Raw genomic sequence first — 23,884 nt, forward strand, 5'->3', positions numbered from 1 at the left:
GCGTAATAGGTCGCCGACGGCGTCAATTACATTAATAAGCTTGTGGTTATTGGTCGTTGAATGATGTTTGAATAACTGCGCGATTATTTTCCTGCAACTGGGCCGCCCGTGCAATAACAACCCAAAAAAAGCCCGCATGAAGCGGGCTTGCTTGAACAACAGCAAATCGACAGTTACAACCCGGCCATGCCTTGCATGCCCGTGTTGCCACGCAGTATAGCGGTGAAAGCTTAAGCGGACCTTAGCAACAAAAAACCCGGCCTAGGAACCGGGAATATTTGTACGAAATGCAGTGTTAGCCCAAGCAGGCTAATAACATTTCGCAGCCTACACGCCAATTGTGCAGAGAAAATGAACGCGGCATCCGTTCAACCGCACCGCCACCCCATCTACACGGTAAGGCCTTACGCCAGTTTGGCGGCAAAGCCCGCTACGCGCTGGCCATAGAGCTTGGCGGTCGCCAGATCGCCCGACAGCATCTCATCCACGCCGGCATCCGCCGGGGTCTGCACCAGCAGCCCCACCGAACCGCCCAGGTTATTGACGTCGGTACGCTGCGCCGATTTGGTGTTGGCCGGCAGCAGCCCCAGACTGACCCACAGGCCGCCATGTTGCGAAGCCAGCGTCTGCAGCGCGATCAACGTGACCTGCTTGTCGCCGTTCAGGCTGGCGCTGTTGGTAAAGCCGCCGAACACTTTGTCCTGCCACTTGCGGCCGAACCAGGCTTTGGAGCTCGCGTCGGCGAATTTCTTGAACTGCCAGGATGGGCCGCCCATATAGGTCGGCGAGCCAAAGATGATGGCGTCCGCCTCATCCAACGTCTGCCAGGCTTCGTCGCTGATGTCACCGTTCTGATCGATGGCGATCAGTTCCGCCCCCGCACCTTCCGCCACGACTTTCGCCAAACGCTCGGTATGGCCGTAGCCGGAATGAAACACCACTACTGTCTTCGCCATAGGAATTCTCCACTCATTGCACAAAGGCACCGACGGCGCCCCCTCTCGCGTTCAATCTAATCAAGCGCGCAGCGGCTGAATACCGAATAAAACTGACGGTGTTATTCAAAAAAATCGCGTTACGCACCGCCGGGTATGCGCAGATAAAAAAAATCCCGCACAAGGCGGGATAAACTTAACAGGGATGGGGTAATACACTACAGGGAATGGATAACACACAACATCATCGGGTAGAGCTACAGTACCAATCCCAATGTATAGAACTGTCATCCCCGCGTAAGTTTGCTCGGCCAGATGTAACGCCGAATGGGAAATATGACATTTTGCTCAACGCACCACGAACAGGCGCGATTCGAAACCGCCGCTTTTGAAGGTGCCGGTATTGACCCATCCCGGCGGCGAACGGCCGAAGTCCTGATTGAAATCGCCGCCGCTGACCAGCCAGACCCGGCGATGGCCTTTCGCTAACGCGCTGAGATTATCGACGTAAGTCTGCGCCGCCCGATCGTGGAAAAAGGTGCCGAAACCATAGGCATTGGGCTTGCCCGAAATGCCGTTGGGCCTGGCCGGGGTATACAACAGGGCGCGATAGCCCTGCTTGTTGTAATACACATAGCTCAGATAGTTGAACATGTTGCTGACCACCACTGCATCGTTAGGCTGATAGAGACTGTTGATGTAGTGCACCATCACTTTGAACTCATCTTTCTCGACCGGGTAATCGTTACGCACGCCGCAGCCGAACAGCAAACTGAAGAACAGCAGCAAAGAAATCCCGCGCACCCGGCTTTTCGTGCCGGCGATCAGCACGCCCAACACCAGCGGAATGCCCAGCGCGGCCGAATAGAGGTAGCGATCGACAAACAGCGGCGAGCGCCAGGAAATGGCGAATACCAACGTCACCGGGATCAGAATGCCGCCGAGCAGCAGCAGCGAGAATGTTCTCGGCGTCTCCCGCCGCCACAGTAGCAATGAACATAAGGCGATAAACATCGCCGGCAACAGCCAGAGAATGACCGTCGGATAATTGCTGCCATCATGCCCAGTGAGAAAACGCCAATACATCGCCGGCAGATCGCCCCAGGAAACCTGAGGGATCCAACCGACGTCGCCGCCGACCCGCAGCTCGGCGATATGCGCCAGCAGATTGAACAGCACCAGCAGCCAGGGAATGTAGGCCACCCCGATCGCCACATTGGCCAGCCACCACGCCGGCTGCTTGATGTAACGTACGCCTTCGCGGCGGCACGACAGCGCCAGCAGCACCAGCCAGTGAGCGATCAGCGTAAAAATCGTGAAGTAGTGGGTATAAAAGCTCAGCGTCATCAATAACGCATACAGCGCCAGGTAACGGTGGTTATCCGGCGTTTTCAGCCACTTCGCCAACGCCATGGCGGCGGCGATCGCCAGCATCCCCATCAGCGCGTACATGCGCGCCTCCTGGCTGTAACGCACCGCCATCGGCATGATTGCCATCAGCCACCCCGCTATCAGCGCCGCCCGCTCATTGGTCAACCAACGGGTAAAACGCATCGCCAACGCCACCGTCATCACGCCGAACACCAGGCTCAGCGAGCGGGCCGCCATGATGCCGTCGCCAAACAGCGCCATCCAGCCATGCAGCAACAGGTAATAAAGCGGCGGGTGAACATCGAAAGAAGCGTGGTACAGCAAAGCGCCCACGTCATAGCGGCTGGTCAGTACACTGGAGGCTTCATCGCACCAAAAATACCGATCTGATAAGGAAATAAATCGCACGATCGCCGAAAACGCCACGATCGCCAACGCGTAATGTTTGTAACCGATGCCCTTTAAGCCGTTGTTGCTCAAAGAAACATTCGATACCTGCTGCAGTGACATAACGGCATTCCGCCCAAGAGAACCACACCGTGTGGAGACGCAGCGTCATCATTGCCGACGGCGGGTAAATGGCGGGTAAATCAGTGCGAAAAAGTCGGTGCAATCACCGCGGCGCCGCACGGCCCTCAGCGGATTTCAACGCTGATATCCGGGTAGGCTTTCTCCCCGTCGCTGAGGTAATGCCCCAACGCCCGGTAAGCCATGACGTACAGCACGGCGGCGGCGCACAGGCACAGCAAGGTCACGAGCAGGAATCTGGATTTGCGCACGATAGGCTCCATGGGGAAATTTTCGCCTATTGTAGCGCGGCAAAATAAACGAAAGTTCAATTGCCGGCGGGTCAAGCGCCTCGCACTCACTCGGCGAGGCGGCTTCATCTCATTTCTTCAACATGTAGATAAACGAATCGACGGTTTCGCCGCCGGCGGTGGAGACGCTGACCGCCACCCGTTCATACCCCTCACCTTCGAACGCATCGAGAGTCGGCCAGTGGTTGACGAGATTAGCTGAACGGAACAGAAAACCGTTCACCCGATTGCCGCTGTTATCCAACACGATGCCTGGGTAGCCCATCTCGGCGCCCCAGCCTTCGTTAAGCAGCGATCCGCCGACGCTGCCTTCTTCCCAACTGCCGCCGATGGCTTCCATAATGTGCGCATTGGGTCTGCCCGGCCCCAGGGTGCCGTACACGAATAAGCTTTGCATGTTGCTCTCTGCCACTGACTAAAAGTTAGCGAACGAACATAGCATGGCGCTTAATGGCGAGCCAACGAGAGTATGGATTACGCAGTCGAATTTTTGAGGGAACAAGTCGGGGGGAAGAAAATCAAGGAAGTAATGGCACGCCCTATAGGATTCGAACCTATGACCTACGGCTTAGAAGGCCGTTGCTCTATCCAACTGAGCTAAGGGCGCATTGAGATGCGGCAACCTGTGGTTGCGGGTTGCGATTATACGGTCAGAGGTTAGCGAGTCAATGCCTTTTCATGACGTTACGGCGGCGACGGCGCTTTATGGCGTTTTTTCCGCCAGCGCCCGCGCTATGTTACGGTGCGCCAGGCCGACCGCGGTATCGCCTGGTGTGCGCTCAGCCTCTTGCCGCCCACCGCCCCGCCGCAGACAAAGGCGCGTAGACTGTACCACTGCGGCAATATCCCCCCAATCGGCATGCTCAACCACCTGCATATTGCAGGTCGCTTCCCCCCTTTCCCCCAATGCGGAGTCAGGGCGTGCGCTGTTTAAGGATGCCTGGCTCCACGGCGCCCAAGCCAGCAATAGCGCGCAACCTCCCCATGCGCTGCCGTTCATGCGCACAGCTTCCGCCACAGCGCGCTCAGGCGCGCCCGCCACGACGGCGCTGCCTGGTGCTGGCCGAGCTGATGCAGCGCGGTGAGTTGCGCACTGCCCGCCGGATGCCGTGAAGAATCGAACACCGTCTCCCCTACGTGTTTAGGCTCCGCCGGTTGCTGATCAGGTTGATGATGCAACGGATAAAGCCGGGTTATCGCTCTCATGATCCTGCCCTCTTTCGCCCTGTGTATGGCCCCAGCGTATGCAAATGCAGGTAAAAATGGCGTAGAGGATCCTGAGGCCGATATAAAAAAAGCGTAAATCGCCGTCGGCAACGGCGGCGAGGGTGATTCTGCGCCTGACAGCGCGCTCAGCTTCTGCCAGAATAGCGGCATCCCCGCTTTTCTTAATTGATGGATTTCCACACTGATGTCAGCAAAGATTATTGATGGTAAAACGATTGCGCAGCAGGTTAGAAACGAAGTGGCTGAGCAAGTGAAACAACGTCTGGCGGCCGGCAAGCGCGCCCCAGGGCTGGCGGTTGTGCTGGTCGGCGAGAACCCGGCTTCGCAAATTTACGTCGCCAGCAAGCGCCGCGCCTGCGATGAAGTCGGCTTCCTTTCCCGCTCCTACGACCTGCCCGCTGCCACCAGTGAAGCCGAGCTGTTGGCGTTGATCGACCAGTTGAACGCCGATGAGGAAATCGACGGCATTCTGGTGCAGCTGCCGCTGCCGGCCGGCATCGATAACGTCAAGGTGCTGGAACGCATCCATCCGGACAAAGACGTCGACGGCTTCCACCCGTACAACGTCGGCCGCCTGTGCCAGCGCGCGCCTAAGCTGCGCCCCTGCACGCCGCGCGGCATCGTCACCCTGCTGGAGCGTTATAACATCGATACCTACGGCCTGAATGCCGTGGTGGTCGGCGCGTCCAACATCGTCGGCCGCCCGATGAGCATGGAGCTGCTGCTGGCCGGCTGCACCACCACCGTCACCCACCGCTTCACCAAGAATCTGCGTCATCACGTCGAAAACGCCGATCTGCTGGTGGTGGCGGTCGGCAAACCGGGCTTCATTCCGGGCGACTGGATCAAACCGGGCGCCATCGTGGTGGACGTCGGCATCAACCGCTTGGAAAGCGGTAAAGTGGTGGGCGATGTCGATTTCGACGCCGCCAGCGAGCGCGCCGCCTACATCACCCCGGTGCCGGGTGGCGTTGGCCCGATGACCGTTGCTACACTGATCCAAAATACCTTGCAGGCCTGCGAGGAATATCACGACGTTCAACCTAAATAAGTAAGGCAGTATGGAAATTTTCAATCTGGACAATCATCCCCACGTCGAACTGTGCGATCTGCTGAAGTTCCAGGGCTGGTGTGAAAGCGGCGGCGCCGCCAAAGAAGTGATCGCTGAAGGGCAGGTGAAAGTCGACGGCAAGGTCGAAACCCGCAAGCGCTGCAAGATCGTCGCCGATCAGGTCGTGGAGTTCAACGGCGGCAAGGTCATGGTTAAACCCTAACCCGCTGCCATAGAAAAAGGCGCTGAATTCAGCGCCTTTTTTGTTTTTCCCTGCGGCCGGATTATTTACGGCGCCAGGTGGTGCCCTGCGGGCCGTCTTCCAGCACGATGTTCATCTCGTTCAACCGATCGCGAGCGGCATCCGCCAGCGCCCAGTCTTTGGCGGCACGCGCTTCGTTACGCTGTTTGATCAGCGCTTCAATCTCCGCTACTTCGCCGTCATCAACCTGAGCGCCCCCTTGCAGGAACTGCTCCGGCTCCTGCTGCAGCAGGCCGAGCACTTTCGCCAGCTTGCGCAGTTCCGCCGCCATGCCGTTGGCCGCCGCCATGTCTTCACCCTTGAGGCGGTTAACCTCGCGCGCCAGATCGAACAGCGCCGAGTAGGCTTCCGGGGTGTTGAAGTCGTCGTCCATCGCTTCGCGGAAGCGGGCTTCGAACGCTTCGCCGCCGGCCGGTGCGGCGTCGGCATCGGTGCCGCGCAGCGCGGTATAGAGGCGCTCCAGCGCGGTGCGCGCCTGCTTGAGGTTCTCTTCGCTGTAGTTCAGCTGGCTGCGATAGTGGCCGGACATCAGGAAGTAACGCACCGTTTCCGCATCGTAATGGCCGAGCACGTCGCGGATGGTGAAGAAGTTATCCAGCGATTTGGACATCTTCTCTTTGTCGATCATCACCATGCCGGAGTGCATCCAGTAATTGACGTACGGGCCGTCGTGGGCGCAGCTCGACTGCGCGATCTCGTTCTCGTGGTGCGGGAACATCAGATCGGAACCGCCGCCGTGGATGTCGAAATGGGTGCCCAGCTGTTTGCAGTTCATGGCGGAGCATTCGATATGCCAGCCCGGACGGCCCGGCCCCCACGGCGACTGCCAGCTCGGCTCGCCCGGCTTGGACATTTTCCACAGCACGAAGTCCATCGGGTTGCGCTTCACGTCGTCGATTTCCACGCGCGCGCCGGCCTGCAGCTGATCCAGATCCTGGCGCGACAGCAGCCCGTATTGCGGATCGCTGTCGATGGAGAACATCACGTCGCCGTTGCTGGCCACATAGGCGTGATCGCGATCGATCAAGCGCTGCGTGATCTCGATGATCTCGGCGATATGCTGGGTTGCGCGCGGCTCTTGATCCGGACGATCGATCAGCAGCGCGTCGAAGTCGGCGTGCATTTCCGCCAGCATGCGTTCGGTCAGCTGGTCGCAGGTCTCATGATTTTCCGCCGCGCGGCGGATGATTTTGTCGTCCACGTCGGTGACGTTGCGCACGTAGTTCAGCGAATAGCCGAGATAGCGCAGGTAACGCGCCACCACGTCGAAAGCGACAAAGGTACGACCGTGGCCGATGTGACACAGGTCATAAATGGTTACCCCGCACACGTACATGCCCACTTTCCCGGCATGAATGGGTTTGAATTCCTCTTTTTGACGACTCAGGGTATTAAAAATCTTTAGCATCGGGAGATTCCGTGGTGTGCGTGATAACAAAAAAGATAACCGGGCTTCAGGTTTCCGCCCGGTAGCGTATTGAAACCTGAAGCCTGATCTATTGCAAGGTTAAGGCCATGCTTTGCTGGCTTCACGCGAAGAAAACGCGCAAAATTCGGCGGTCAGCGCAATTGTTATAATATAACATAAACACAATTACCACAGACAGTGCGCGGTTGAGCCGCTGCTGACTCGCTAGGGCGGATATGTTATAAGGGCGGTCTGAATGTTCACTCGCTTTACGTGACGTCTCACTTCACCTTGTTAGGATTAAAACTATGGTTACTTTCCACACCAATCACGGCGATATCGTTATCAAGACCTTTGCTGACAAAGCGCCGGTTACCGTTGAAAACTTCCTGAACTACTGCCGCGCCGGTTTCTACGACAACACCATCTTCCACCGTGTGATCAACGGCTTCATGATCCAGGGCGGCGGTTTCGAGCCGGGCATGAACCAGAAAGCGACCAACGCGACCATCAAGAACGAAGCCAACAACGGTCTGAAAAACACCATCGGCACCCTGGCAATGGCACGTACCAACGATCCGCACTCCGCCACCGCACAGTTCTTCATCAACGTGGCTGACAACGACTTCCTGAACTTCCGCGGCGAAAACGCGCAAGGTTGGGGCTACTGCGTGTTTGCAGAAGTGGTTGAAGGCATGGACGTGGTCAACAAGATCAAAGGCGTGAAAACCGGCCGCAGCGGCATGCACCAGGACGTACCGGTAGAAGACGTCGTGATCAACAGCGTGACCGTCAGCGAGTAATCGCGGCTGCATGAGTACGCTGTTCATCGCAGATCTGCACTTGTGCGCACAGGAACCGGCAATCACTGCCGGTTTTCTGCGTTTTTTACGGCGCGAAGCGGTGCACGCCGACGCGCTGTACATCCTCGGCGACCTGTTTGAAGCCTGGATCGGCGACGACGATCCCGAGCCGCTGCATGCGGAGATCGCCGCGGCGCTGAAAACGTTGCAACAGGCCGGCGTGCCCTGCTATTTCATCCACGGCAACCGCGATTTTCTGCTCGGCAAACGCTTCGCCCGCGCCAGCGGCATGCAGCTGCTGCCGGAAGAAAAAGTGCTGGAGCTGTACGGCCGCAGGATCCTGATCCTGCACGGCGACACCCTGTGCACTGACGATCAAGCCTATCAGCAATTCCGCCGTAAAGTGCACAACCCGCTGATTCAAAAACTGTTCCTCGCGATGCCGCTGCGCTGGCGACTGAAGATCGCCGCCAAGATGCGCGCCCGCAGCCAGCAATCCAACCAGTACAAGTCGGACGCCATCATGGACGTCAACCCGCAGGCGGTCGAGCAAACCATGCTGCGCCACGACGTGCACTGGATGATCCACGGCCATACCCATCGCCCGGCGGTGCACCGGCTGGCATTGAGCAACGGCGAAGCCCATCGCGTGGTGCTGGGTGCCTGGCACGTCGAAGGATCGATGATCAAAGTCAGCGCCGACGCCGTCGAGCTGATCTCATTCCCATTCTGAATTCCGCACTGACGCGCGAGTAAAAATTCGCGCTTTCGACGGTGAAAACCGGCGACGCAACCGTTTTCCTCGCCGTGCGCTCATGGTATGCTCTACGCCCTCATTCGGCCCTCAGCCGACGCCAGAAAAATCACAGGAGCCTTACACCCATGGGAGCCAACGCCGCTTCAGCCGCCAATACCGGGGCTAAAATCGCAATTGTAATGGGATCGAAAAGTGACTGGGCCACCATGCAGTTCGCCGCAGAAGTCCTGACCCAGCTCGATGTCCCCTTCCATGTCGAAGTCGTTTCCGCTCACCGCACGCCGGACAAGCTGTTCAGCTTCGCCGAGCAGGCTGCCGCCAACGGCTTTGACGTGATCATCGCCGGCGCCGGCGGTGCGGCGCACCTGCCGGGCATGCTGGCGGCGAAAACCCTGGTGCCGGTGCTGGGTGTGCCGGTGCAAAGCGCCGCGCTGAGCGGCGTAGACAGCCTGTACTCCATCGTACAGATGCCGCGCGGCATTCCGGTGGGCACGCTGGCGATCGGCAAAGCCGGCGCCGCCAACGCCGGGCTGCTGGCGATGCAGATCCTGGCGCTGCACGACGCCGCGCTGGCGCAGCGTTTGGCGGACTGGCGTCAGGCGCAGACCGAAGACGTCTTGAACCACCCCGATCCGCGGGAGGACGCATGAAGCCGGTTTGCGTACTGGGCAACGGCCAACTGGGGCGCATGCTGCGCCAGGCCGGCGAACCGCTGGGCATCGCCGTCTACCCTGTCGGCATCGATGCCGAACCTGAAGCGGTGCCGTATCAGAACAGCGTCATTACCGCCGAGATCGAACGCTGGCCAGAAACCGCGCTGACGCGCGAGCTGGCGACCCACAGCGCCTTCGTCAACCGTGACATCTTCCCGCGTCTGGCGGATCGCCTGACGCAAAAACAGCTGCTCGACCAGCTCGGCCTGGCGACCGCGCCGTGGCAGCTGCTGGCGAGCGCCGCCGAATGGCCGCAGGTGTTCGCTGCGCTGGGCGAGCTGGCGATCGTCAAACGCCGGGTCGGCGGCTATGACGGCCGCGGCCAATGGCGCTTGCGCCCGGGCCAGGAAGCCGAACTGCCGGCCGACGCCTATGGCGAGTGCATCGTCGAGCAAGGCATCAATTTCTCCGGCGAAGTGTCGCTGGTGGGCGCGCGCGGCCACGACGGCCGTTCGGTATTCTACCCGCTGACCCACAACCTGCATGAAGACGGCATCCTGCGCACCAGCGTGGCGCTGCCGCAGCCCAACCCGGCACTGCAGCAACAGGCCGAGCAGATGCTGGCGGCGATCCTGAACGAGCTGAACTACGTCGGCGTGATGGCGATGGAGTGCTTTATCGTCGGCGATCGGCTGCTGATCAACGAACTGGCGCCGCGCGTGCACAACAGCGGCCACTGGACGCAAAACGGCGCGTCCATCAGCCAGTTCGAATTGCACCTGCGCGCGATTCTCGGCCTGCCGCTGCCGCAGCCGGTGGTGAGCACGCCGTCGGTGATGGTCAACCTGATCGGCACCGCCGTCAACGAACAGTGGCTGTCGCTGCCGCTGGTGCATCTGCACTGGTATGAGAAAGAGGTGCGTCCGGGCCGCAAGGTCGGCCACCTCAATCTGAACGACCCGAGCGCCGCCGATCTGCGTCAGGCGCTGCAAGCGCTGGCGCCGCTGCTGCCGGGCGAATACCAAAGCGGGCTGGCCTGGGCACAGCAGAAGCTGGCTTAACGGTTTATACCGCCGAAAAGAAGAAGGTTCAGCCCAGGCTGAACCTTTTTTATTGCCGCAAAGATCAACGCGAGCCGATGTTACGCAACGGTTTGCCGGCCATCAGATTGCGTTCAATATGTTCCAGAGAAATATTTTTGGTTTCCGGGATCAGCGCCAACGTGATGAAAACAAACAGCACGTTAAGCCCCGCGTAAACCCAAAAGGTGTGAGCGCTGCCCAACGAATTCAGCATGGTCAGGAATGTCGCCCCCACGATCATATTGGCGATCCAGTTAGTGGCGGTGGAACAGGTGATGCCGAAATCGCGGCCTTTCAATGGCTGGATCTCTGAGCACAGCACCCAAATCAGCGGGCCGGCGCTCATGGCAAAGCCGACGATGAACATCAGCAGCATGACGATGGCGAAATATTGCTCCGCCGCCGAGTTCATGCCGATGTTCATCATGGTTCCCAGCGCCCCCATGCCGACGGCCATCACGATAAACCCAAGGATCAAAGTGGGCTTGCGGCCCCAGCGGTCGACCAGCCCAATAGCGATAAAGGTGGCCAGCACGTTGACCAGACCGACGATCACCGTGCCCCACATCTGCTGTTCCGTACTGGCGAAGCCCGCCAGACCGAAAATCTTCGGCGCGTAATACATGGTGACGTTCATCCCGGTGAACTGCTGCATCACCTGAAGAAGAATGCCAAGGAAAACCGCGCGGCGGAAATTTTTATTGCCTTTGAACAACGCCCAACCGCTTTGCTTCAGTTTGAGGCTTTCACGAATTTCATTCAGTTCATACTGCGCCTGGGCACTGCTGTCGCGCAGCTTCTCCAACACCTGACGCGCCTGCTCATGACGATTGCGCGAGGCCAACCACCGCGGGCTGTCAGGTAAAAAGAACACGCCGACCAACAACAGCCCGGCCGGGATGGTGATGACGCCCAACATCCAGCGCCAGGCACCGGTATAGCTGAATGCCGTATCAGACAGGTAAGCGGCCAGAATGCCGATGGTGATCATCAATTGATACATCGAGATCATGCTGCCACGGATTTTCTCCGGCGCGATTTCAGAAAGATAAATCGGCGCGGTATAAGAAGCGATCCCCACCGCCAATCCCAGCAGAATACGTGAAACGATCAACACCTCCACGTTGGGGGCGAACGCAGAACACAGCGATCCCGCCACGAAGAGGATAGCGCCGATCATCAAACTGTATTTGCGCCCCAGCCGGAAGTTCATCCAGCCGCTGCCGATAGCGCCGACGGCGGCGCCAAACATCATTGAGCTGACCACCCACTCCTGCTGAGAGCTGGTGATCTGAAAAGTCTCGGTAATAAACGGCAGGGCGCCGGCGATCACGCCGATATCAAGACCGAACAGCAGGCCGGCCAAGGCGGCTAAAAAACAGACGAAAAAAGTCATGCCGACATGAGTCGGGCTTTTCTCCGCCGGTGTCACTTTGACGGTATCGCTCATACAGCCTCCAGGAGAAAACGGTCATCAGTGTGCGACATGATAGGAGGCAATGCGTCTAAGATAAGTGAGTGCGATCACATTAGTGAAAACGGTTACATTCCATTAAAAATGGATATGCTGTTTTTCAAGGTGGATAAAGTCGCTTAATTTATGCATAACCTTATAAATTAATGCATAAAATAGGCGAAACCGACCTGATATCCGTTGCACCGATTATCAAAGGTAGCCGTATTGACACAACATAAATGTAATCGATTTCACTTAAGGTAGGCATGAAGAGGAATAGCGCCAGTAACGCGCCCAAGAAAAACGGCAGGCCCGGCCACGCTTGGCGGCAACGGGCCTGCGACAGCAAGATCAGCCCTCATAACTGCGGAACAACGCCCGGCCGCGCAGCAGGCGCACGCCCAGCCAGCCGCCGCACAGCGACAGCAGCAGCGCGCTGGCCAGCGGCAGCGCCCACCACAGCACCGGCGTCGGCGTCCACGGTAAGTCAAACACCCGGCTCTGCAGCAGCCACAGCGCCGCCTCGGCGCCTACCGCCGCCGCGATGCCCGCCACCAGCCCCAGCAGGGCGAACTCGCACCACAGCGTGCGGCGCAGCAGCCGTTTGCCGGCCCCCAGCGTGCGGTACACCACCAGCTCCTGGCGGCGCTGACGCATGCCGACCTGCACCTGTGCCAGCAGCAGTAGGCCGCCGCACAGCACCACCAGCACCACCATCACCTCCAGCGCGCGGCTGACCTGTTGCAGCACGCCGCCGACCTGTTTCAGGATCGCGCCGATGTCCAGCAGGCTGAGCGTTGGGAACTGGCGGTTGAGCTGGGTCAGCATCTGGCCGTCGCCGTCGTAGCGGAAGCTGGTGAGCCAGGTCTGCGGCTGGCCGTCCAGCGCGCCCGGCGGGAAGATAAAGTAAAAGTTCGGCTTCAGGCTTTCCCAATCCACCTGGCGCAGGCTGGTGACTTTGGCGCTGAACGCCTGGGTATCGCCGCTGAAGGTCAGCGTGTCGCCCAGCTTGATCTTCAGCCGCCCGGCGATACCTTCATCCATCGAGACTTCGCCGCTTTTCGGCGGCCAATTGCCCGCCACCAACGGATTGTGATCCGGCAGTTCGGCCAGCCAGGTCAGGTTCAGCTCACGGTTCACCGCCTCGCCGCCCGGATCGTCTTCATGCACCCGTTCGGTCGCCACCTGCTGGTTTATCTCGGTCAGGCGCACCCGGACGATCGGGTAATAGGTTTCCGGTTTGATCTGGTGCTGCTGCAGGAAGGTTTTCACCTGCGGCACCTGCGCCTCGGTCATGTTGAGCAGGAAATAGTTCGGGCTGTCCGGCGGCAGCTGTTGCTGCCAGCGTTCGAGCAGATCGCCGCGCAGCACCAACAGCAGCGCCAGCAGCATGAACGACAGCGAGAACGCCGCCAGCTGGCTGATGGTCACCCACGGCTGATGCAGCAGGCGGTTGACCGCCAGCCGCAGCGCCAGGCTCTTGAGCGTGATGCGGCGCAGCAGCAGCAGGCTGCCCCAGCCGATGCCGCCCAGCAGCAGCGCCAGTACCGCCATACCCGCCAGGATCGCCCACAGCAGCGTGCTGGCCCCCATCAGCGTCACCAACAGCGCCACCACGATCGCCACCGTCACCGGCAGGAAGTAGCGCAGCGGCCAGACGTTGGCCACCACATCGCGGCGCAGCACCCGCAGCGGCTGGGTAGCCAGCAGTTGGCGATACGGCCGCAACCCGACCAGCAGCGAAATCAGCACCAGCGCGCCGAGCGCCCACAGCCACGGCCAGGCGCCGGCGGCGGGCAATGCAGCCGGCAACACCGGTTTCAGCAGGCGAATCAGCAGCGCTTCGAACGCCAGCCCGATCGCCCCGCCGCACACCGCCGCCAGCGCCATTACCGCCAGCCACTGGCCGACGATCAATTTACGCAGCGCGCCGCGCCCGGCACCAAGAGTTTTCAGCACCGCAATCAGATCGTAGCGGCTGCGGCAATAGTGGCTCATCGCCACCGCCACGGCGGCGATCGACAACAGCAGCGTCAGCAGAGCCGACAGCAGCAGGAACTGTTGGGAGCGCTGCAGCGACTTGCCGAGCGCGCTGCCGGACTCCTGTAGCCCGAACCAGCGCTGATCCGGCGTCAACTGCGGCGTCAACCGCGCTTCGTAACGCTGAATATCCGGCTCGGCGCCGGCGAACATGTAGCGGTAGGTCAGCCGGCTACCCGGCTGCACTGCGCCGGTCTTATCGACGTCCGCCAGGTTGATCATGATGCGCGGCGCGGTCTGGAACGGATTGAAACCGGCGTCCGGCTCCTGAATGATTTCACCGGCGATGCGCAGCGTGGTGTCGCCCACCTCGAGCGAATCCCCCACTTTCACGTTCAGCAGCGCCAGCAAACGCGGCGCCACCAGCACGCTGCCCGGTTCGGGCTGGATGTTGGCCGGGCGCGTTTCCAGCTTGCCGTACAGCGGATAGGCCAGATCGGTGGCTTTCACGTCCGCCAGCTGCGGCCGATCGCCGGCATAGGTCATGGTGGTGAACGACAGCTGACGACTCACCTTCAGCCCCTGTTGCTGCGCGTCCAGCAGCCAGCCTTCCGGCACCGGATGCGCGCTGCGCAACACCCGATCGCCGGCGATAAAGTCACGGCTCTGCTGGCTGAGCCCTTTGTCCATGCGATCGCTGATGCTGCCCAGCGCCAGCACGCAGGCCACGGAGAGCGTCAACGCCAACCAAACGATCAGCAGCGACGGCGAGCGCCATTCGCGCCAGAACCAGCGCCAGATCATGCTTCCTCCCACAGCTTGCCTTCACGCAGCCGCAGCCGCCGCTGGCAGCGCGCCGCCAGGGTTTCGTCATGGGTCACCAGGATCAGGGTAGTGTCAAAATCGCGGTTGAGGGAAAACAGCAGGTCGGCGATGCGATCGCCGGTCTGACGATCGAGGTTGCCGGTCGGTTCATCGGCGAACAGCACCCGCGGTCGGCCGCTGAAGGCGCGCGCCAGCGCCACGCGCTGCTGCTCGCCGCCGGACAGCTGCGCCGGCAGGTGATCGAGCCGTTTCCCCAGCCCCAACTGATCGAGCAGTTGCACCGCCTGCTCGCGGCTCTGTCTGTCGCTCTCGCCGCGCAACAGCGCCGGCAGCTGCACGTTCTCCAGCGCGTTCAGCGTCGGCACCAGCATGAACGACTGAAAAACGAAGCCGACATTCCTGGCGCGCAGCGCGGCGCGCCCCTCTTCGTCCAGCGCGGTCAGCGACTCGCCGAGCAAGCGCACCTCGCCTTCGCTGCCGTCATCCAGCCCGGCCAAAATGCCCAGCAAGGTCGATTTCCCCGATCCGGATTCGCCGATCAGAGCGATCGTCTGCGCGGGTTTGACAAGCAGCTCGACTCCGGTAAGGATGGTGAGCTGATGCTCACCCTGACCAACGTGTTTACTAAGATGATGAACTTCAAGAACGTTTTCCGCTGGCATCTTCCCTTCCTTTTGCTGTTGGGATTATTCAGTTTACGCGCTGCCGCCGCCGATACCTTGTTGATTTTGGGCGACAGTTTAAGCGCCGGCTACCGCCTGCCGATCGAGCGGGCGTGGCCGACGCTGTTGGCCGAACAGTGGCAGAAAAAATCGGGCGCGCCGCAGCTGGTCAACGCCAGCATCAGCGGCGACACCGCCGCGCAGGGGCTGGCGCGTCTGCCCGCGCTGCTGAAACAGCATCAGCCGCGCTGGGTGCTGATCGAGCTGGGCGCCAACGACGGCCTGCGCGGCTTCCCGGCGCAGGACGTACAGCGCGATCTCGGCCAAATCATCACGTTGGTGCAGCAAGCCGGCGCGCAGCCGCTGCTGATGCAGATCCGCATCCCGCCGAACTACGGCCGCCGCTATACTGAAGCGTTCAGCGCCGTCTACCCGGCGCTGGCCAAACAGTTCAACATTCCGCTGCTGCCGTTCTATATGGAACAGGTGGTGGTGAAGCCGGAATGGATGCAGGATGACGGATTGCACCCCAATGGGGATGCCCAGCCGTTTATCGCCACCTGGATGGCGGAGCGCCTGGAGCCTCTAGTAAAGCATGAGTCTCACTAAATTAGGGTCGTACACTAGGTAAAGTTATGCAAAAAGCGGTATTGATAACCGGCTGTTCCAGCGGGATAGGCTTGATTGCGGCGCAGGATCTGCGCAACCGCGGCTACCGGGTGCTGGCTGCCTGCCGCAAACCGCAGGACGTGGAAAACATGCGCCAGCTCGGGCTGGAAGGCATCGAGCTGGATCTGGACGACAGCGCCAGCGTCGAGCGCGCCGCCGCCGAGGTGATCGCGCTGACCGACGGCCGCCTGTACGGCCTGTTCAATAACGGCGGTTTCGGCGTTTACGGCCCGCTCAGCCGCATTTCGCGCAGCCAGCTGGAGCGGCAATTCGCCACCAACCTGTTCGGCACCCACCAACTGACCCAACTGTTGTTGCCCGCGATGTTGCCGCACGGCGAAGGGCGCATTATTCAGACCAGTTCGGTGATGGGCCTGGTTTCCAGCGCTGGGCGCGGCGCCTACGCCGCCAGCAAGTTCGCGCTGGAAGCCTGGTCGGACGCGCTGCGCATGGAGCTGCACGGCAGCGGCATTCAGGTCAGCCTGATCGAACCGGGGCCGATCTCCACCCACTTTAGCCAGAACGTCAACCAGGCGCAGAGCGACAAGCCGGTGCACAATCCCGGTATCGCCAAGCGTCTGACGCTGCCGCCGGAGGCCATTCTGCCCAAATTGCGCCACGCGCTGGAAAGCCCGCGCGCCAAATTGCGCTACCCGGTGACCCTGCTGGCGCACGCCATGAGCGTGCTGCGCCGCATTTTGCCGGGCCGCTGTCTGGATTGGCTGCTGCGCAGCAACGCTTAATTCGCCCGCCGGGGTTGAAGAATGGCGGCGCGCCCCCATCTACACCCCATGGCTCCGCACGATCAGAGAGAAAAAAGATGCTAGCTCAAGCTGTTGTTGATATTAACGAAACTAACCTGCACCAGACGCTGGAACAGTCGATGTCCATTCCGGTGCTGTTCTACTTCTGGTCCGAGCGCAGCCAACACTGCCTGCAGCTCACGCCGGTGCTGGACAAGCTGGCGGCGGAATACGCCGGTCAGTTCATTCTGGCCAAGGTGGACTGCGACGCCGAACAGATGATCGCCTCCCAATTCGGGTTGCGTTCGATTCCGACGGTCTACCTGTTTAAAGACGGTCAGCCGGTCGATGGCTTCCAGGGCCCGCAACCGGAAGAAGCGATCCGCGACTTGCTGCAGCGTTTCCTGCCGAAGGAAGAAGATCTGAAACTGGCGCAGGCGCAAGAATTGCTGGCCGCCGGCAACGCCGCCGAAGCGCTGCCGCTGCTGAAAGACGCCTGGCAGAGCAGCCAGCAGCGCAGCGACATCGGTCTGACGTTGGCCGAAACCCAGATCGCCCTCAGCCGCAGCGAAGATGCCGAAGCTGTGCTGGCGACCATCCCGCTGCAGGATCGCGATACCCGCTATCAGGGCCTGGTGGCGCAGATTGAACTGTTGAAGCAGGCGGCGGACACGCCGGAAATCCAGCAGCTGCAACAACAGGTGCAGCAGCAGCCGGACAACGTCGAACTGGCGGTGCAGCTGGCGCTGCAGCTGCATCAGGTCGGGCGTAACGAAGAAGCGCTGGAACTGCTGATGGGGCATCTGAAGAAAGATCTGGCCGCCGCCAACGGCAGCGCGCGCAAAACCCTGATGGACATTCTGGCCGCGCTCGGCACCGGCGACGCGCTGGCCGCTAAATATCGCCGCCAGCTGTACTCCCTGCTGTACTGATATCCGTCATACTTGAAGCTGCATCCAGGCGGCAAATGTGAAAAGCCCTGGGAGCTTAGATAACTAAGTGACCAGGGCTCGAACGTGCAGCCAGCTTGAAATATGACGGGGATTAGCGATAGACCCGCACCCCGCCCTCCACGCCCGCCGGGCTGAACAACACCTGCCACAGCTGAATGTTGCGCGAACGGAACGCGCCGGCGCAGGCGTTCAGGTAATAGGTGAACATGCGTTCGAAGCGCTCGGAATAACCGCCCATCAGATCCGGCCACGCCCGTTTGAAATTCTCCAGCCAGGCCATCAGCGTGCGATCGTAATCGGCGCCAAAGTTGTGCCAATCCTCCATCACGAAACGCCCTTCGCTGGCCTCGGCGATATGCCGCACCGAAGGCAGGCAGCCGTTGGGGAAGATGTATTTGTCTATCCAGGCGTCGACGTTGAGATCGGTTTGATTGGAACCGATGGTGTGCAGCAAAAACAGGCCGTCGGGCTTCAGGTTGCGCGCCGCGACGCTGAAATAGGTGTCGTAGTTTTTCGGCCCGACGTGCTCGAACATGCCGACCGACACGATGCGATCAAACTGACGATCCAGATCGCGGTAATCCTGCAGCAAGATCTCGACGTCCAGCCCGGCGCAGCGTGCCTGCGCCAGCTTCTGCTGCTCGGCCGAAATGGTCACGCCGTGCACCGAGACGCCGTAGTTTTGCGCCGCAAACTGCGCCAATCCGCCCCAGCCGCAACCGATATCCAGCAGCGTCATGCCCGGTTTCAACTGCAGTTTTTCGCAGATCATCCTGAGCTTGGCCTGCTGCGCCTGCTCCAGCGTCTGCGCCTCTTTCCAGTAGCCGCAGGAGTATTGCATATAAGGATCGAGCATCGCCCGGAACAGGTCGTTGCCGATGTCGTAGTGCTCTTTGCCCACCTGCCAGGCACGCTTGCGCGATTGGCGATTGAACAGCCGGGCATAGGCGATGCGCGCGATGTCGCTCAGGCTTTTCGGCAACCGTTCATCGACGCCGGCCTGCAGAATGCGGGTGAACAGCATGTCCAGCCGTTCGCACTCCCACCAGCCGTCCATATAGCTTTCGCCGAAGCCGAGCGAGCCTTCCTGCAAAATGCGTTTGAACAGCGCCGGGTTATGCACGCGGATATCCCAGGCGCGCGGGCCGTTGATGGCGACGCCGGCTTCCGCCAACATCTCCTCCACAATGCGATACCAACGATCCTTCTTCTGGGCGAGTTCATCAACACTGAGCGAATCCATAACAATCCTTGGCCGAAATGTCATTTCAAAAAGCATAGTCGCAAATAAAAATGACAACTTTTTGACGGTAAATACAGGGGGTGTTTTTACTCTAGCCAAGGCGAGCAACAGCATGAAATGAATAAAAATTATTGAAATCATGCCATTTAGGCATACTTATTTTTCAGCTGTGCCACACTTGTCGTGACAACACTCTGTTCCAGACGCGGGATCCACCGCTCGCGGGTTGCGTCAGCGCCCTGGATTAAGTCGCGGTATCAGTAGGCATTTTTCCGGCGCTGACGTAATATCTGTTTACATATGTCTGACAGGAGGTTTGCATGCTTACTTTTATTCCCATCGTGATCGTCGTCGCGCTGATTGTGGTGTTCGCCGGCGTCAAAATTGTGCCGCAGGGGTTCCAATGGACGGTAGAACGCTTCGGCCGCTACACCAAAACGCTGATGCCGGGGCTGAACCTGGTGGTGCCGTTCATGGACCGCATCGGCCGCAAAATCAACATGATGGAGCAGGTGCTGGATATCCCTTCCCAAGAGGTGATTTCCCGCGATAACGCCAACGTCGCCATCGACGCGGTGTGCTTCATCCAGGTGGTCGATCCGGCGCGCGCCGCCTACGAGGTTAGCAACCTCGAACAGGCGATCGTCAACCTGACCATGACCAACTTCCGCACCGTGCTCGGCTCAATGGAGCTCGACGAAATGCTGTCGCAGCGCGACAGCATCAACAGCCGCCTGCTGCACATCGTCGATGAAGCGACCAATCCTTGGGGGGTGAAAATCACCCGTATCGAGATCCGCGACGTGCGGCCGCCGGCGGAACTGATCGCCTCGATGAACGCCCAGATGAAGGCCGAGCGCACCAAGCGTGCCGACATCCTGGAGGCAGAGGGGGTGCGTCAGGCGGCCATTCTGCGCGCCGAGGGGGAGAAACAATCGCAGATCCTGAAGGCCGAGGGCGAACGCCAGTCGGCGTTCCTGCAGGCGGAAGCGCGTGAACGCGCCGCCGAGGCCGAGGCGCGCGCCACCCAGCTGGTATCCGACGCCATCGCCAGCGGCAACATTCAGGCGGTGAACTACTTCGTGGCGCAGAAATACACCGACGCGCTGCAAAAGATTGGTTCCTCCAACAACAGCAAAGTGGTGATGATGCCGCTGGACGCCAGCAGCCTGCTCGGCTCGATCGGCGGCATTACCGAATTGCTGAAAGAAAGCAAAGGCAAATAATCATGCTCGAACTGATCGCGGCGAATCCGCTGTGGTTCTGGCTCTCTCTCGGGGGCGTGTTGCTGGCGGCGGAAATGCTCGGCGCCGGCGGCTACCTGCTGTGGAGCGGTGTGGCGGCGCTGTTGGTCGGCGCCCTGATCTGGCTACTGCCGCCGCTTTCCTGGGCATGGCAAGGCATGATCTTCGCCGTCCTGACCGTCGTCGTCGCTTACCTGTGGTGGTACTGGCTGCGTCGGCGCCCGGCAGCCGCATCCGGCGGGTCGCCGGTGCTCAACCAGCGCAACCGCCAGCTGATCGGCACCCGCGCCACGCTGACGGAGCCGATGCACAACGGTATGGGGCGCATTAATATCGGCGACAGCAGCTGGCGCGCGCAGGCGGCGGAAGATCTGCCCGCCGGCACCGAGGTGGAAGTGGTGGCGGTGGAAGGGGTCACGCTGGTGATCCGCGCCATCAGCCGTTAATTAGAACGACAACACCCCGCCAGGTTATTGATGATGGGGCACTCCGCCCCCTCATCGCCCGGGCATTGTTCCGCCAGCGTCAGCAGGCGCTGGCGCATGTTCCCCAGCTCGCTGATGTGCTTTTCGATCTCCGCCACCTTCTGCAGCGTGCGCGCCTTCACGTCGGCGCTGTGGCGGGCCGGATCGTTGAACAACGCTACCAGTTCGCGGCACTCGTCCAGGTTGAAGCCCACCTGCCGCGCCTGGCGCAGCAGCGTCAGCTCTTCGACATGCTTGGCGGAATAGTGGCGGTAACCGTTGTCGCTGCGAATCGGGGCGGTAATCAACGCTTTCTCTTCGTAAAAACGAATCGTCTTGCTGGTTAAACCGGTTTTTTTCGCGACGTCGCTAATATTCATTTTCCCTCCTTGACCTTACCCTTGCTGGAAGGTTTAAGCTCCATTCTTAGTGAAAACAGGTCCGGCGGTCAACCTTTAAACACCGCCTCTACGCAAGGAGTTCAATCATGTCACACACCACTATGCTGGCATTGCAGGGGTTGTCCTGCATGAACTGCGCGCAGCGGGTGAAAAAAGCCCTGGAAAGCCGCAGCGATGTCGAACAGGCGGAGGTTAACGTCCATTACGCCAAAGTGACCGGCGAAGCGCCGAACAGCGCATTGATCGACAGCGTGATCGCCGCCGGCTATCAGGCAGAAGTCGCGCCGCGCGCCGACACCGAACTGCAGCTGAGTGGCCTGAGCTGCATGCACTGCGTCGGCAGTACCCGCAAGGCGCTGGAAGCGGTGCCGGGGGTGTTCGCCGCCGAGGTCGAGATCGACAGCGCGAAAGTGTACGGCGATACCGATCCGCAGGCGCTGATCGCCGCGGTGGAACATGCCGGTTATCACGCCAGCGTGGCGGGTGCCGTCGTCCCAAAAACTGAGCCGTTGACTGACGCAACACCTTCGTTGCCGGACGTTCAGCCAGCGGCGCAGCCTCCCCTTCCGGCAACCGACAACGCGGACGACAGCGTACAGCTGCTGCTCAGCGGCATGACCTGCGCCAGCTGTGTCAATAAAGTGCAGCATGCGCTGCAAAGCGTCCCCGGCGTTGAACACGCGCGCGTCAACCTGGCGGAGCGCAGTGCGCTGGTCACCGGCGCCGCCGATGCGCAGGCACTGGTAGCGGCGGTGGAAAAAGCCGGCTACGGTGCCGAGATGATTCAGGACGAGACAGAACGTCGCGAACGCCAACAGCAGACCGCACGCGCCAACATGAAGCGCTTTAGCTGGCAGGCGGCGCTGGGGCTGGCGTTGGGTATCCCGCTGATGGCCTGGGGGCTGTTCGGCGGCAGCATGACGCTGACGCCGGAAACCCAGCGCCCCTGGCTGCTGGTCGGCGTCATCACCCTGGCGGTGATGGTGTTTGCCGGCGGGCACTTCTACCGCAACGCCTGGCGCGCGCTGATGAACGGCAGCGCCACCATGGATACCCTGGTGGCACTCGGCACCGGCGCCGCCTGGCTTTACTCGATCGCCGTCAACATTTGGCCCGATTTCTTCCCGACGGAAGCGCGCCACCTCTATTACGAGGCCAGCGCGATGATCATCGGTTTGATCAACCTCGGCCATGCGCTGGAGCAGCGCGCTCGTCAGCGTTCTTCACAGGCGCTGGAGCGGTTACTGGATCTGACACCGCCCACCGCGCGGCTGGTGACCGACGACGGCGAACGCGATATCCCGCTGGCGGAGGTGCAGCTCGGCATGACGCTGCGGCTGACCACCGGCGATCGCGTGCCGGTCGACGGTGAAATCGTGCAGGGCGAAGTCTGGCTCGATGAAGCGATGCTGACCGGCGAAGCGGTGCCACAGCAGAAAGGCCCCGGCGATACGGTGCATGCCGGGACGGTGGTCGACGACGGCAGCGTGCTGTTCCGCGCCGCCGCCATCGGTAGCCAAACCACGCTGGCGCGCATCATCAAACTGGTGCGTCAGGCGCAGAGCAGTAAACCGGCGATTGGCCAGTTGGCTGACCGCGTCTCGGCGGTGTTCGTGCCGGCGGTGGTGGCGATCGCCCTGTTCAGCGCAGCGATGTGGTACTTCTTCGGCCCGCAGCCGCAGCTGGTCTATACACTGGTGATCGCCACTACGGTGCTGATCATTGCCTGCCCGTGCGCATTGGGCCTGGCAACGCCGATGTCGATCATCTCCGGCGTCGGCCGCGCGGCGGAGTTCGGCGTGCTAGTTCGCGACGCCGACGCCCTGCAACAGGCCAGCCAGTTGGACACCCTGGTGTTCGACAAAACCGGCACCCTGACCGAAGGGAAACCGCAGGTGGTGGAGATCCTGACCTTCAATCAGGTCAGCGAGCAGCAGGCGATCGGCTGGGCCGCCGCGCTGGAACAAGGCTCCAACCACCCGCTGGCGCGCGCCATCATGGAACGCGCCGCCGGGCAAACGCTGCCGCAGGTGGCGCAGTTCCGCACCCTGCGCGGCGCCGGGGTCAGCGGGGAGATCGACGGCGCGCAGTTGCTGCTGGGTAACGCCGCGCTGCTGGAACAGCATCAGGTCGCGACCGCCGAACTGGATGCGCCGATGCGCGCCCAGGCCGAACGCGGCGTGACGCCGGTGCTGCTGGCCGTTGACGGTAAACCGGCCGCGCTGTTCGCCATTCGCGATCCGCTACGCGAGGACAGCGTCGCGGCGCTGCAGCGCCTGCACCAGCAGGGATATCAGCTGGTGATGCTGACCGGCGACAACCCGGTGACCGCCAACGCCATCGCCAAAGAGGCCGGTATCGATCGGGTGATTGCCGGCGTGCTGCCGGACGGCAAAGCGGCGGCGATCAAACAGCTGCAGGCGCAGGGCCAACGCGTGGCGATGGTCGGCGACGGCATCAACGACGCCCCGGCGCTGGCGCAGGCCGACGTGGGCATCGCGATGGGCGGCGGCAGCGACATCGCCATCGAGACCGCTGCCATCACCCTGATGCGCCACAGCCTGAATGGCGTAGCGGATGCAGTGGAGCTGTCGAAGGCCACGCTGCGCAACATGAAGCAGAACCTGTTCGGCGCCTTTATCTATAATACGCTGGGCATTCCAATCGCCGCCGGCGTGCTCTACCCGCTGACCGGCACACTGCTCAGCCCGGTGGTGGCGGGTGCCGCAATGGCGCTGTCGTCGATTACCGTAGTCAGCAACGCCAACCGGCTGCTGCGTTTTAAACCCAGGAAGTAAGCTCCGGGGCGCCGTCAAGGCGCCCCGCTGTTTTCCGGGCTTCCCTGCGCGGCAGATAGCGTTTAGCATGAATGACGAT

23 protein-coding genes and 1 tRNA gene are annotated in these 23,884 nt (G+C 60.9%); 12 read left to right on the plus strand and 12 right to left on the minus strand.

Going from position 1 to position 23,884, the window contains the following annotated elements; genetic code table 11:
- Window positions 1-404: 404 nt before the first annotated feature.
- The 6 genes from RE418_RS00830 to RE418_RS00855 form a co-directional block, all read right to left on the minus strand.
- Window positions 405-956 (minus strand): flavodoxin family protein, encoded by a 552-nt coding sequence (locus RE418_RS00830; RefSeq protein ID WP_004940045.1) that lies wholly within the window; start codon window positions 954-956, stop codon window positions 405-407.
- Window positions 957-1,283: 327 nt separating this feature from the next.
- Window positions 1,284-2,816 (minus strand): glycosyltransferase family 39 protein, encoded by a 1,533-nt coding sequence (locus tag RE418_RS00835; protein WP_043135729.1) that lies wholly within the window; start codon window positions 2,814-2,816, stop codon window positions 1,284-1,286.
- 125 nt (window positions 2,817-2,941) lie between these two features.
- Window positions 2,942-3,085: a hypothetical protein gene (locus tag RE418_RS00840; protein ID WP_016928795.1), complete on the minus strand. Its 144-nt coding sequence runs from the start codon at window positions 3,083-3,085 to the stop codon at window positions 2,942-2,944.
- A 109-nt stretch (window positions 3,086-3,194) separates the two neighbouring features.
- The gene (locus RE418_RS00845) at window positions 3,195-3,521 is read right to left on the minus strand and encodes a gamma-glutamylcyclotransferase family protein (RefSeq protein WP_049206185.1); all 327 of its coding nucleotides are present in this window, start codon (window positions 3,519-3,521) and stop codon (window positions 3,195-3,197) included.
- A gap of 133 nt (window positions 3,522-3,654) precedes the next feature.
- A tRNA-Arg gene (locus tag RE418_RS00850) sits at window positions 3,655-3,731 on the minus strand.
- Between the two features lie 389 nt (window positions 3,732-4,120).
- Complete coding sequence (locus tag RE418_RS00855) at window positions 4,121-4,330, minus strand: hypothetical protein (RefSeq protein ID WP_025301819.1); 210 nt, start codon at window positions 4,328-4,330, stop codon at window positions 4,121-4,123.
- Between the two features lie 205 nt (window positions 4,331-4,535).
- Here RE418_RS00855 and folD point away from each other — a divergent pair, with 205 nt between their 5' ends.
- Both folD and ybcJ read left to right on the plus strand, forming a co-directional pair.
- Entirely contained in the window at window positions 4,536-5,402 is an 867-nt protein-coding gene (gene folD / locus RE418_RS00860) for a bifunctional methylenetetrahydrofolate dehydrogenase/methenyltetrahydrofolate cyclohydrolase FolD (protein WP_004940177.1), read from the plus strand.
- A gap of 10 nt (window positions 5,403-5,412) precedes the next feature.
- The gene (ybcJ, locus tag RE418_RS00865; RefSeq protein ID WP_033637394.1) at window positions 5,413-5,625 is read left to right on the plus strand and encodes a ribosome-associated protein YbcJ; all 213 of its coding nucleotides are present in this window, start codon (window positions 5,413-5,415) and stop codon (window positions 5,623-5,625) included.
- A 61-nt stretch (window positions 5,626-5,686) separates the two neighbouring features.
- Here ybcJ and cysS read toward each other — a convergent pair whose 3' ends face one another.
- Window positions 5,687-7,072 (minus strand): cysteine--tRNA ligase, encoded by a 1,386-nt coding sequence (cysS, locus tag RE418_RS00870; protein WP_033637393.1) that lies wholly within the window; start codon window positions 7,070-7,072, stop codon window positions 5,687-5,689.
- A 308-nt stretch (window positions 7,073-7,380) separates the two neighbouring features.
- Between cysS and ppiB the strand changes: the two genes are divergently transcribed.
- From ppiB to purK, 4 genes are all read left to right on the plus strand, one after another.
- Window positions 7,381-7,875 carry a peptidylprolyl isomerase B gene (gene ppiB, locus RE418_RS00875; RefSeq protein WP_025301816.1) on the plus strand — a complete coding sequence of 165 codons (495 nt, stop codon included), beginning with the start codon at window positions 7,381-7,383 and terminating at the stop codon, window positions 7,873-7,875.
- A gap of 10 nt (window positions 7,876-7,885) precedes the next feature.
- Window positions 7,886-8,608: a UDP-2,3-diacylglucosamine diphosphatase gene (locus RE418_RS00880; protein ID WP_089180613.1), complete on the plus strand. Its 723-nt coding sequence runs from the start codon at window positions 7,886-7,888 to the stop codon at window positions 8,606-8,608.
- 149 nt (window positions 8,609-8,757) lie between these two features.
- Window positions 8,758-9,282, plus strand: a complete 525-nt coding sequence (purE, locus tag RE418_RS00885; RefSeq protein ID WP_016928802.1) for a 5-(carboxyamino)imidazole ribonucleotide mutase — start codon at window positions 8,758-8,760, stop codon at window positions 9,280-9,282.
- Window positions 9,279-10,346: a 5-(carboxyamino)imidazole ribonucleotide synthase gene (gene purK / locus RE418_RS00890; protein WP_004940189.1), complete on the plus strand. Its 1,068-nt coding sequence runs from the start codon at window positions 9,279-9,281 to the stop codon at window positions 10,344-10,346. The genes purE and purK overlap by 4 nt, the downstream gene beginning before the upstream one ends.
- Window positions 10,347-10,410: 64 nt before the next feature.
- On the opposite strand, the gene RE418_RS00895 is transcribed toward purK, so the two are convergent.
- The 3 genes from RE418_RS00895 to ybbA all read right to left on the minus strand — a co-directional run bounded on the left by RE418_RS00895 (window position 10,411) and on the right by ybbA (window position 15,290).
- Window positions 10,411-11,817, minus strand: a complete 1,407-nt coding sequence (locus RE418_RS00895; RefSeq protein ID WP_043135713.1) for a sugar porter family MFS transporter — start codon at window positions 11,815-11,817, stop codon at window positions 10,411-10,413.
- A gap of 357 nt (window positions 11,818-12,174) precedes the next feature.
- Window positions 12,175-14,607: a putative ABC transporter permease subunit YbbP gene (ybbP, locus tag RE418_RS00900; protein ID WP_089180612.1), complete on the minus strand. Its 2,433-nt coding sequence runs from the start codon at window positions 14,605-14,607 to the stop codon at window positions 12,175-12,177.
- A complete protein-coding gene (ybbA, locus tag RE418_RS00905) occupies window positions 14,604-15,290 on the minus strand; it encodes a putative ABC transporter ATP-binding protein YbbA (RefSeq protein ID WP_025301812.1) in 687 nt (228 codons plus the stop codon). Before ybbA ends, ybbP begins: the two co-directional genes overlap by 4 nt.
- On the opposite strand from ybbA, the gene tesA reads away from it, so the two are divergent.
- The 3 genes from tesA to RE418_RS00920 all read left to right on the plus strand — a co-directional run bounded on the left by tesA (window position 15,261) and on the right by RE418_RS00920 (window position 17,634).
- Entirely contained in the window at window positions 15,261-15,899 is a 639-nt protein-coding gene (gene tesA, locus RE418_RS00910; protein WP_161800806.1) for a multifunctional acyl-CoA thioesterase I/protease I/lysophospholipase L1, read from the plus strand. The two genes, ybbA and tesA, sit on opposite strands and share 30 nt — an antisense overlap.
- Before the next feature lie 26 nt (window positions 15,900-15,925).
- Window positions 15,926-16,702 (plus strand): SDR family oxidoreductase, encoded by a 777-nt coding sequence (locus tag RE418_RS00915; RefSeq protein WP_004940195.1) that lies wholly within the window; start codon window positions 15,926-15,928, stop codon window positions 16,700-16,702.
- A 77-nt stretch (window positions 16,703-16,779) separates the two neighbouring features.
- Window positions 16,780-17,634, plus strand: coding sequence for a co-chaperone YbbN (locus RE418_RS00920; RefSeq protein WP_025301810.1), 855 nt, complete (start codon window positions 16,780-16,782; stop codon window positions 17,632-17,634).
- 112 nt (window positions 17,635-17,746) lie between these two features.
- Here the strand turns inward: RE418_RS00920 and cfa are convergent, their stop codons facing one another.
- Window positions 17,747-18,898 (minus strand): cyclopropane fatty acyl phospholipid synthase, encoded by a 1,152-nt coding sequence (cfa, locus tag RE418_RS00925; RefSeq protein ID WP_089180611.1) that lies wholly within the window; start codon window positions 18,896-18,898, stop codon window positions 17,747-17,749.
- Between the two features lie 320 nt (window positions 18,899-19,218).
- On the opposite strand from cfa, the gene RE418_RS00930 reads away from it, so the two are divergent.
- Window positions 19,219-20,124 carry an SPFH domain-containing protein gene (locus RE418_RS00930; protein WP_004940203.1) on the plus strand — a complete coding sequence of 302 codons (906 nt, stop codon included), beginning with the start codon at window positions 19,219-19,221 and terminating at the stop codon, window positions 20,122-20,124.
- 2 nt (window positions 20,125-20,126) lie between these two features.
- On the plus strand, window positions 20,127-20,588 hold the full coding sequence (locus tag RE418_RS00935; RefSeq protein WP_025301808.1) for an NfeD family protein: 462 nt from the start codon (window positions 20,127-20,129) through the stop codon (window positions 20,586-20,588).
- On the opposite strand, the gene cueR is transcribed toward RE418_RS00935, so the two are convergent.
- The gene (gene cueR, locus RE418_RS00940; RefSeq protein WP_025301807.1) at window positions 20,585-20,986 is read right to left on the minus strand and encodes a Cu(I)-responsive transcriptional regulator; all 402 of its coding nucleotides are present in this window, start codon (window positions 20,984-20,986) and stop codon (window positions 20,585-20,587) included. The genes RE418_RS00935 and cueR overlap by 4 nt on opposite strands.
- Before the next feature lie 107 nt (window positions 20,987-21,093).
- On the opposite strand from cueR, the gene copA reads away from it, so the two are divergent.
- Window positions 21,094-23,805, plus strand: coding sequence for a copper-exporting P-type ATPase CopA (gene copA, locus RE418_RS00945; protein ID WP_089180610.1), 2,712 nt, complete (start codon window positions 21,094-21,096; stop codon window positions 23,803-23,805).
- The last annotated feature ends 79 nt before the right edge of the window (window positions 23,806-23,884 follow it).

The organism is Serratia sp. szju (assembly GCF_044594185.1).
GTDB classification, from domain to species: domain Bacteria; phylum Pseudomonadota; class Gammaproteobacteria; order Enterobacterales; family Enterobacteriaceae; genus Serratia; species Serratia bockelmannii.

What these genes read in the sequence shown, in the direction of transcription:
- RE418_RS00830 (WP_004940045.1), bottom strand. Translation starts at nt 956, where the DNA reads ATGGCGAAGACAGTAGTGGTGTTTCATTCCGGCTACGGCCATACCGAG.
- RE418_RS00835 (WP_043135729.1), bottom strand. Translation starts at nt 2,816, where the DNA reads ATGTCACTGCAGCAGGTATCGAATGTTTCTTTGAGCAACAACGGCTTA.
- RE418_RS00845 (WP_049206185.1), bottom strand. Translation starts at nt 3,521, where the DNA reads ATGCAAAGCTTATTCGTGTACGGCACCCTGGGGCCGGGCAGACCCAAT.
- RE418_RS00855 (WP_025301819.1), bottom strand. Translation starts at nt 4,330, where the DNA reads ATGAGAGCGATAACCCGGCTTTATCCGTTGCATCATCAACCTGATCAG.
- folD (WP_004940177.1), top strand. Translation starts at nt 4,536, where the DNA reads ATGTCAGCAAAGATTATTGATGGTAAAACGATTGCGCAGCAGGTTAGA.
- ybcJ (WP_033637394.1), top strand. Translation starts at nt 5,413, where the DNA reads ATGGAAATTTTCAATCTGGACAATCATCCCCACGTCGAACTGTGCGAT.
- cysS (WP_033637393.1), bottom strand. Translation starts at nt 7,072, where the DNA reads ATGCTAAAGATTTTTAATACCCTGAGTCGTCAAAAAGAGGAATTCAAA.
- ppiB (WP_025301816.1), top strand. Translation starts at nt 7,381, where the DNA reads ATGGTTACTTTCCACACCAATCACGGCGATATCGTTATCAAGACCTTT.
- RE418_RS00880 (WP_089180613.1), top strand. Translation starts at nt 7,886, where the DNA reads ATGAGTACGCTGTTCATCGCAGATCTGCACTTGTGCGCACAGGAACCG.
- purE (WP_016928802.1), top strand. Translation starts at nt 8,758, where the DNA reads ATGGGAGCCAACGCCGCTTCAGCCGCCAATACCGGGGCTAAAATCGCA.
- purK (WP_004940189.1), top strand. Translation starts at nt 9,279, where the DNA reads ATGAAGCCGGTTTGCGTACTGGGCAACGGCCAACTGGGGCGCATGCTG.
- RE418_RS00895 (WP_043135713.1), bottom strand. Translation starts at nt 11,817, where the DNA reads ATGAGCGATACCGTCAAAGTGACACCGGCGGAGAAAAGCCCGACTCAT.
- ybbP (WP_089180612.1), bottom strand. Translation starts at nt 14,607, where the DNA reads ATGATCTGGCGCTGGTTCTGGCGCGAATGGCGCTCGCCGTCGCTGCTG.
- tesA (WP_161800806.1), top strand. Translation starts at nt 15,261, where the DNA reads ATGAACTTCAAGAACGTTTTCCGCTGGCATCTTCCCTTCCTTTTGCTG.
- ybbA (WP_025301812.1), bottom strand. Translation starts at nt 15,290, where the DNA reads ATGCCAGCGGAAAACGTTCTTGAAGTTCATCATCTTAGTAAACACGTT.
- RE418_RS00915 (WP_004940195.1), top strand. Translation starts at nt 15,926, where the DNA reads ATGCAAAAAGCGGTATTGATAACCGGCTGTTCCAGCGGGATAGGCTTG.
- RE418_RS00920 (WP_025301810.1), top strand. Translation starts at nt 16,780, where the DNA reads ATGCTAGCTCAAGCTGTTGTTGATATTAACGAAACTAACCTGCACCAG.
- cfa (WP_089180611.1), bottom strand. Translation starts at nt 18,898, where the DNA reads ATGGATTCGCTCAGTGTTGATGAACTCGCCCAGAAGAAGGATCGTTGG.
- RE418_RS00930 (WP_004940203.1), top strand. Translation starts at nt 19,219, where the DNA reads ATGCTTACTTTTATTCCCATCGTGATCGTCGTCGCGCTGATTGTGGTG.
- RE418_RS00935 (WP_025301808.1), top strand. Translation starts at nt 20,127, where the DNA reads ATGCTCGAACTGATCGCGGCGAATCCGCTGTGGTTCTGGCTCTCTCTC.
- cueR (WP_025301807.1), bottom strand. Translation starts at nt 20,986, where the DNA reads ATGAATATTAGCGACGTCGCGAAAAAAACCGGTTTAACCAGCAAGACG.
- copA (WP_089180610.1), top strand. Translation starts at nt 21,094, where the DNA reads ATGTCACACACCACTATGCTGGCATTGCAGGGGTTGTCCTGCATGAAC.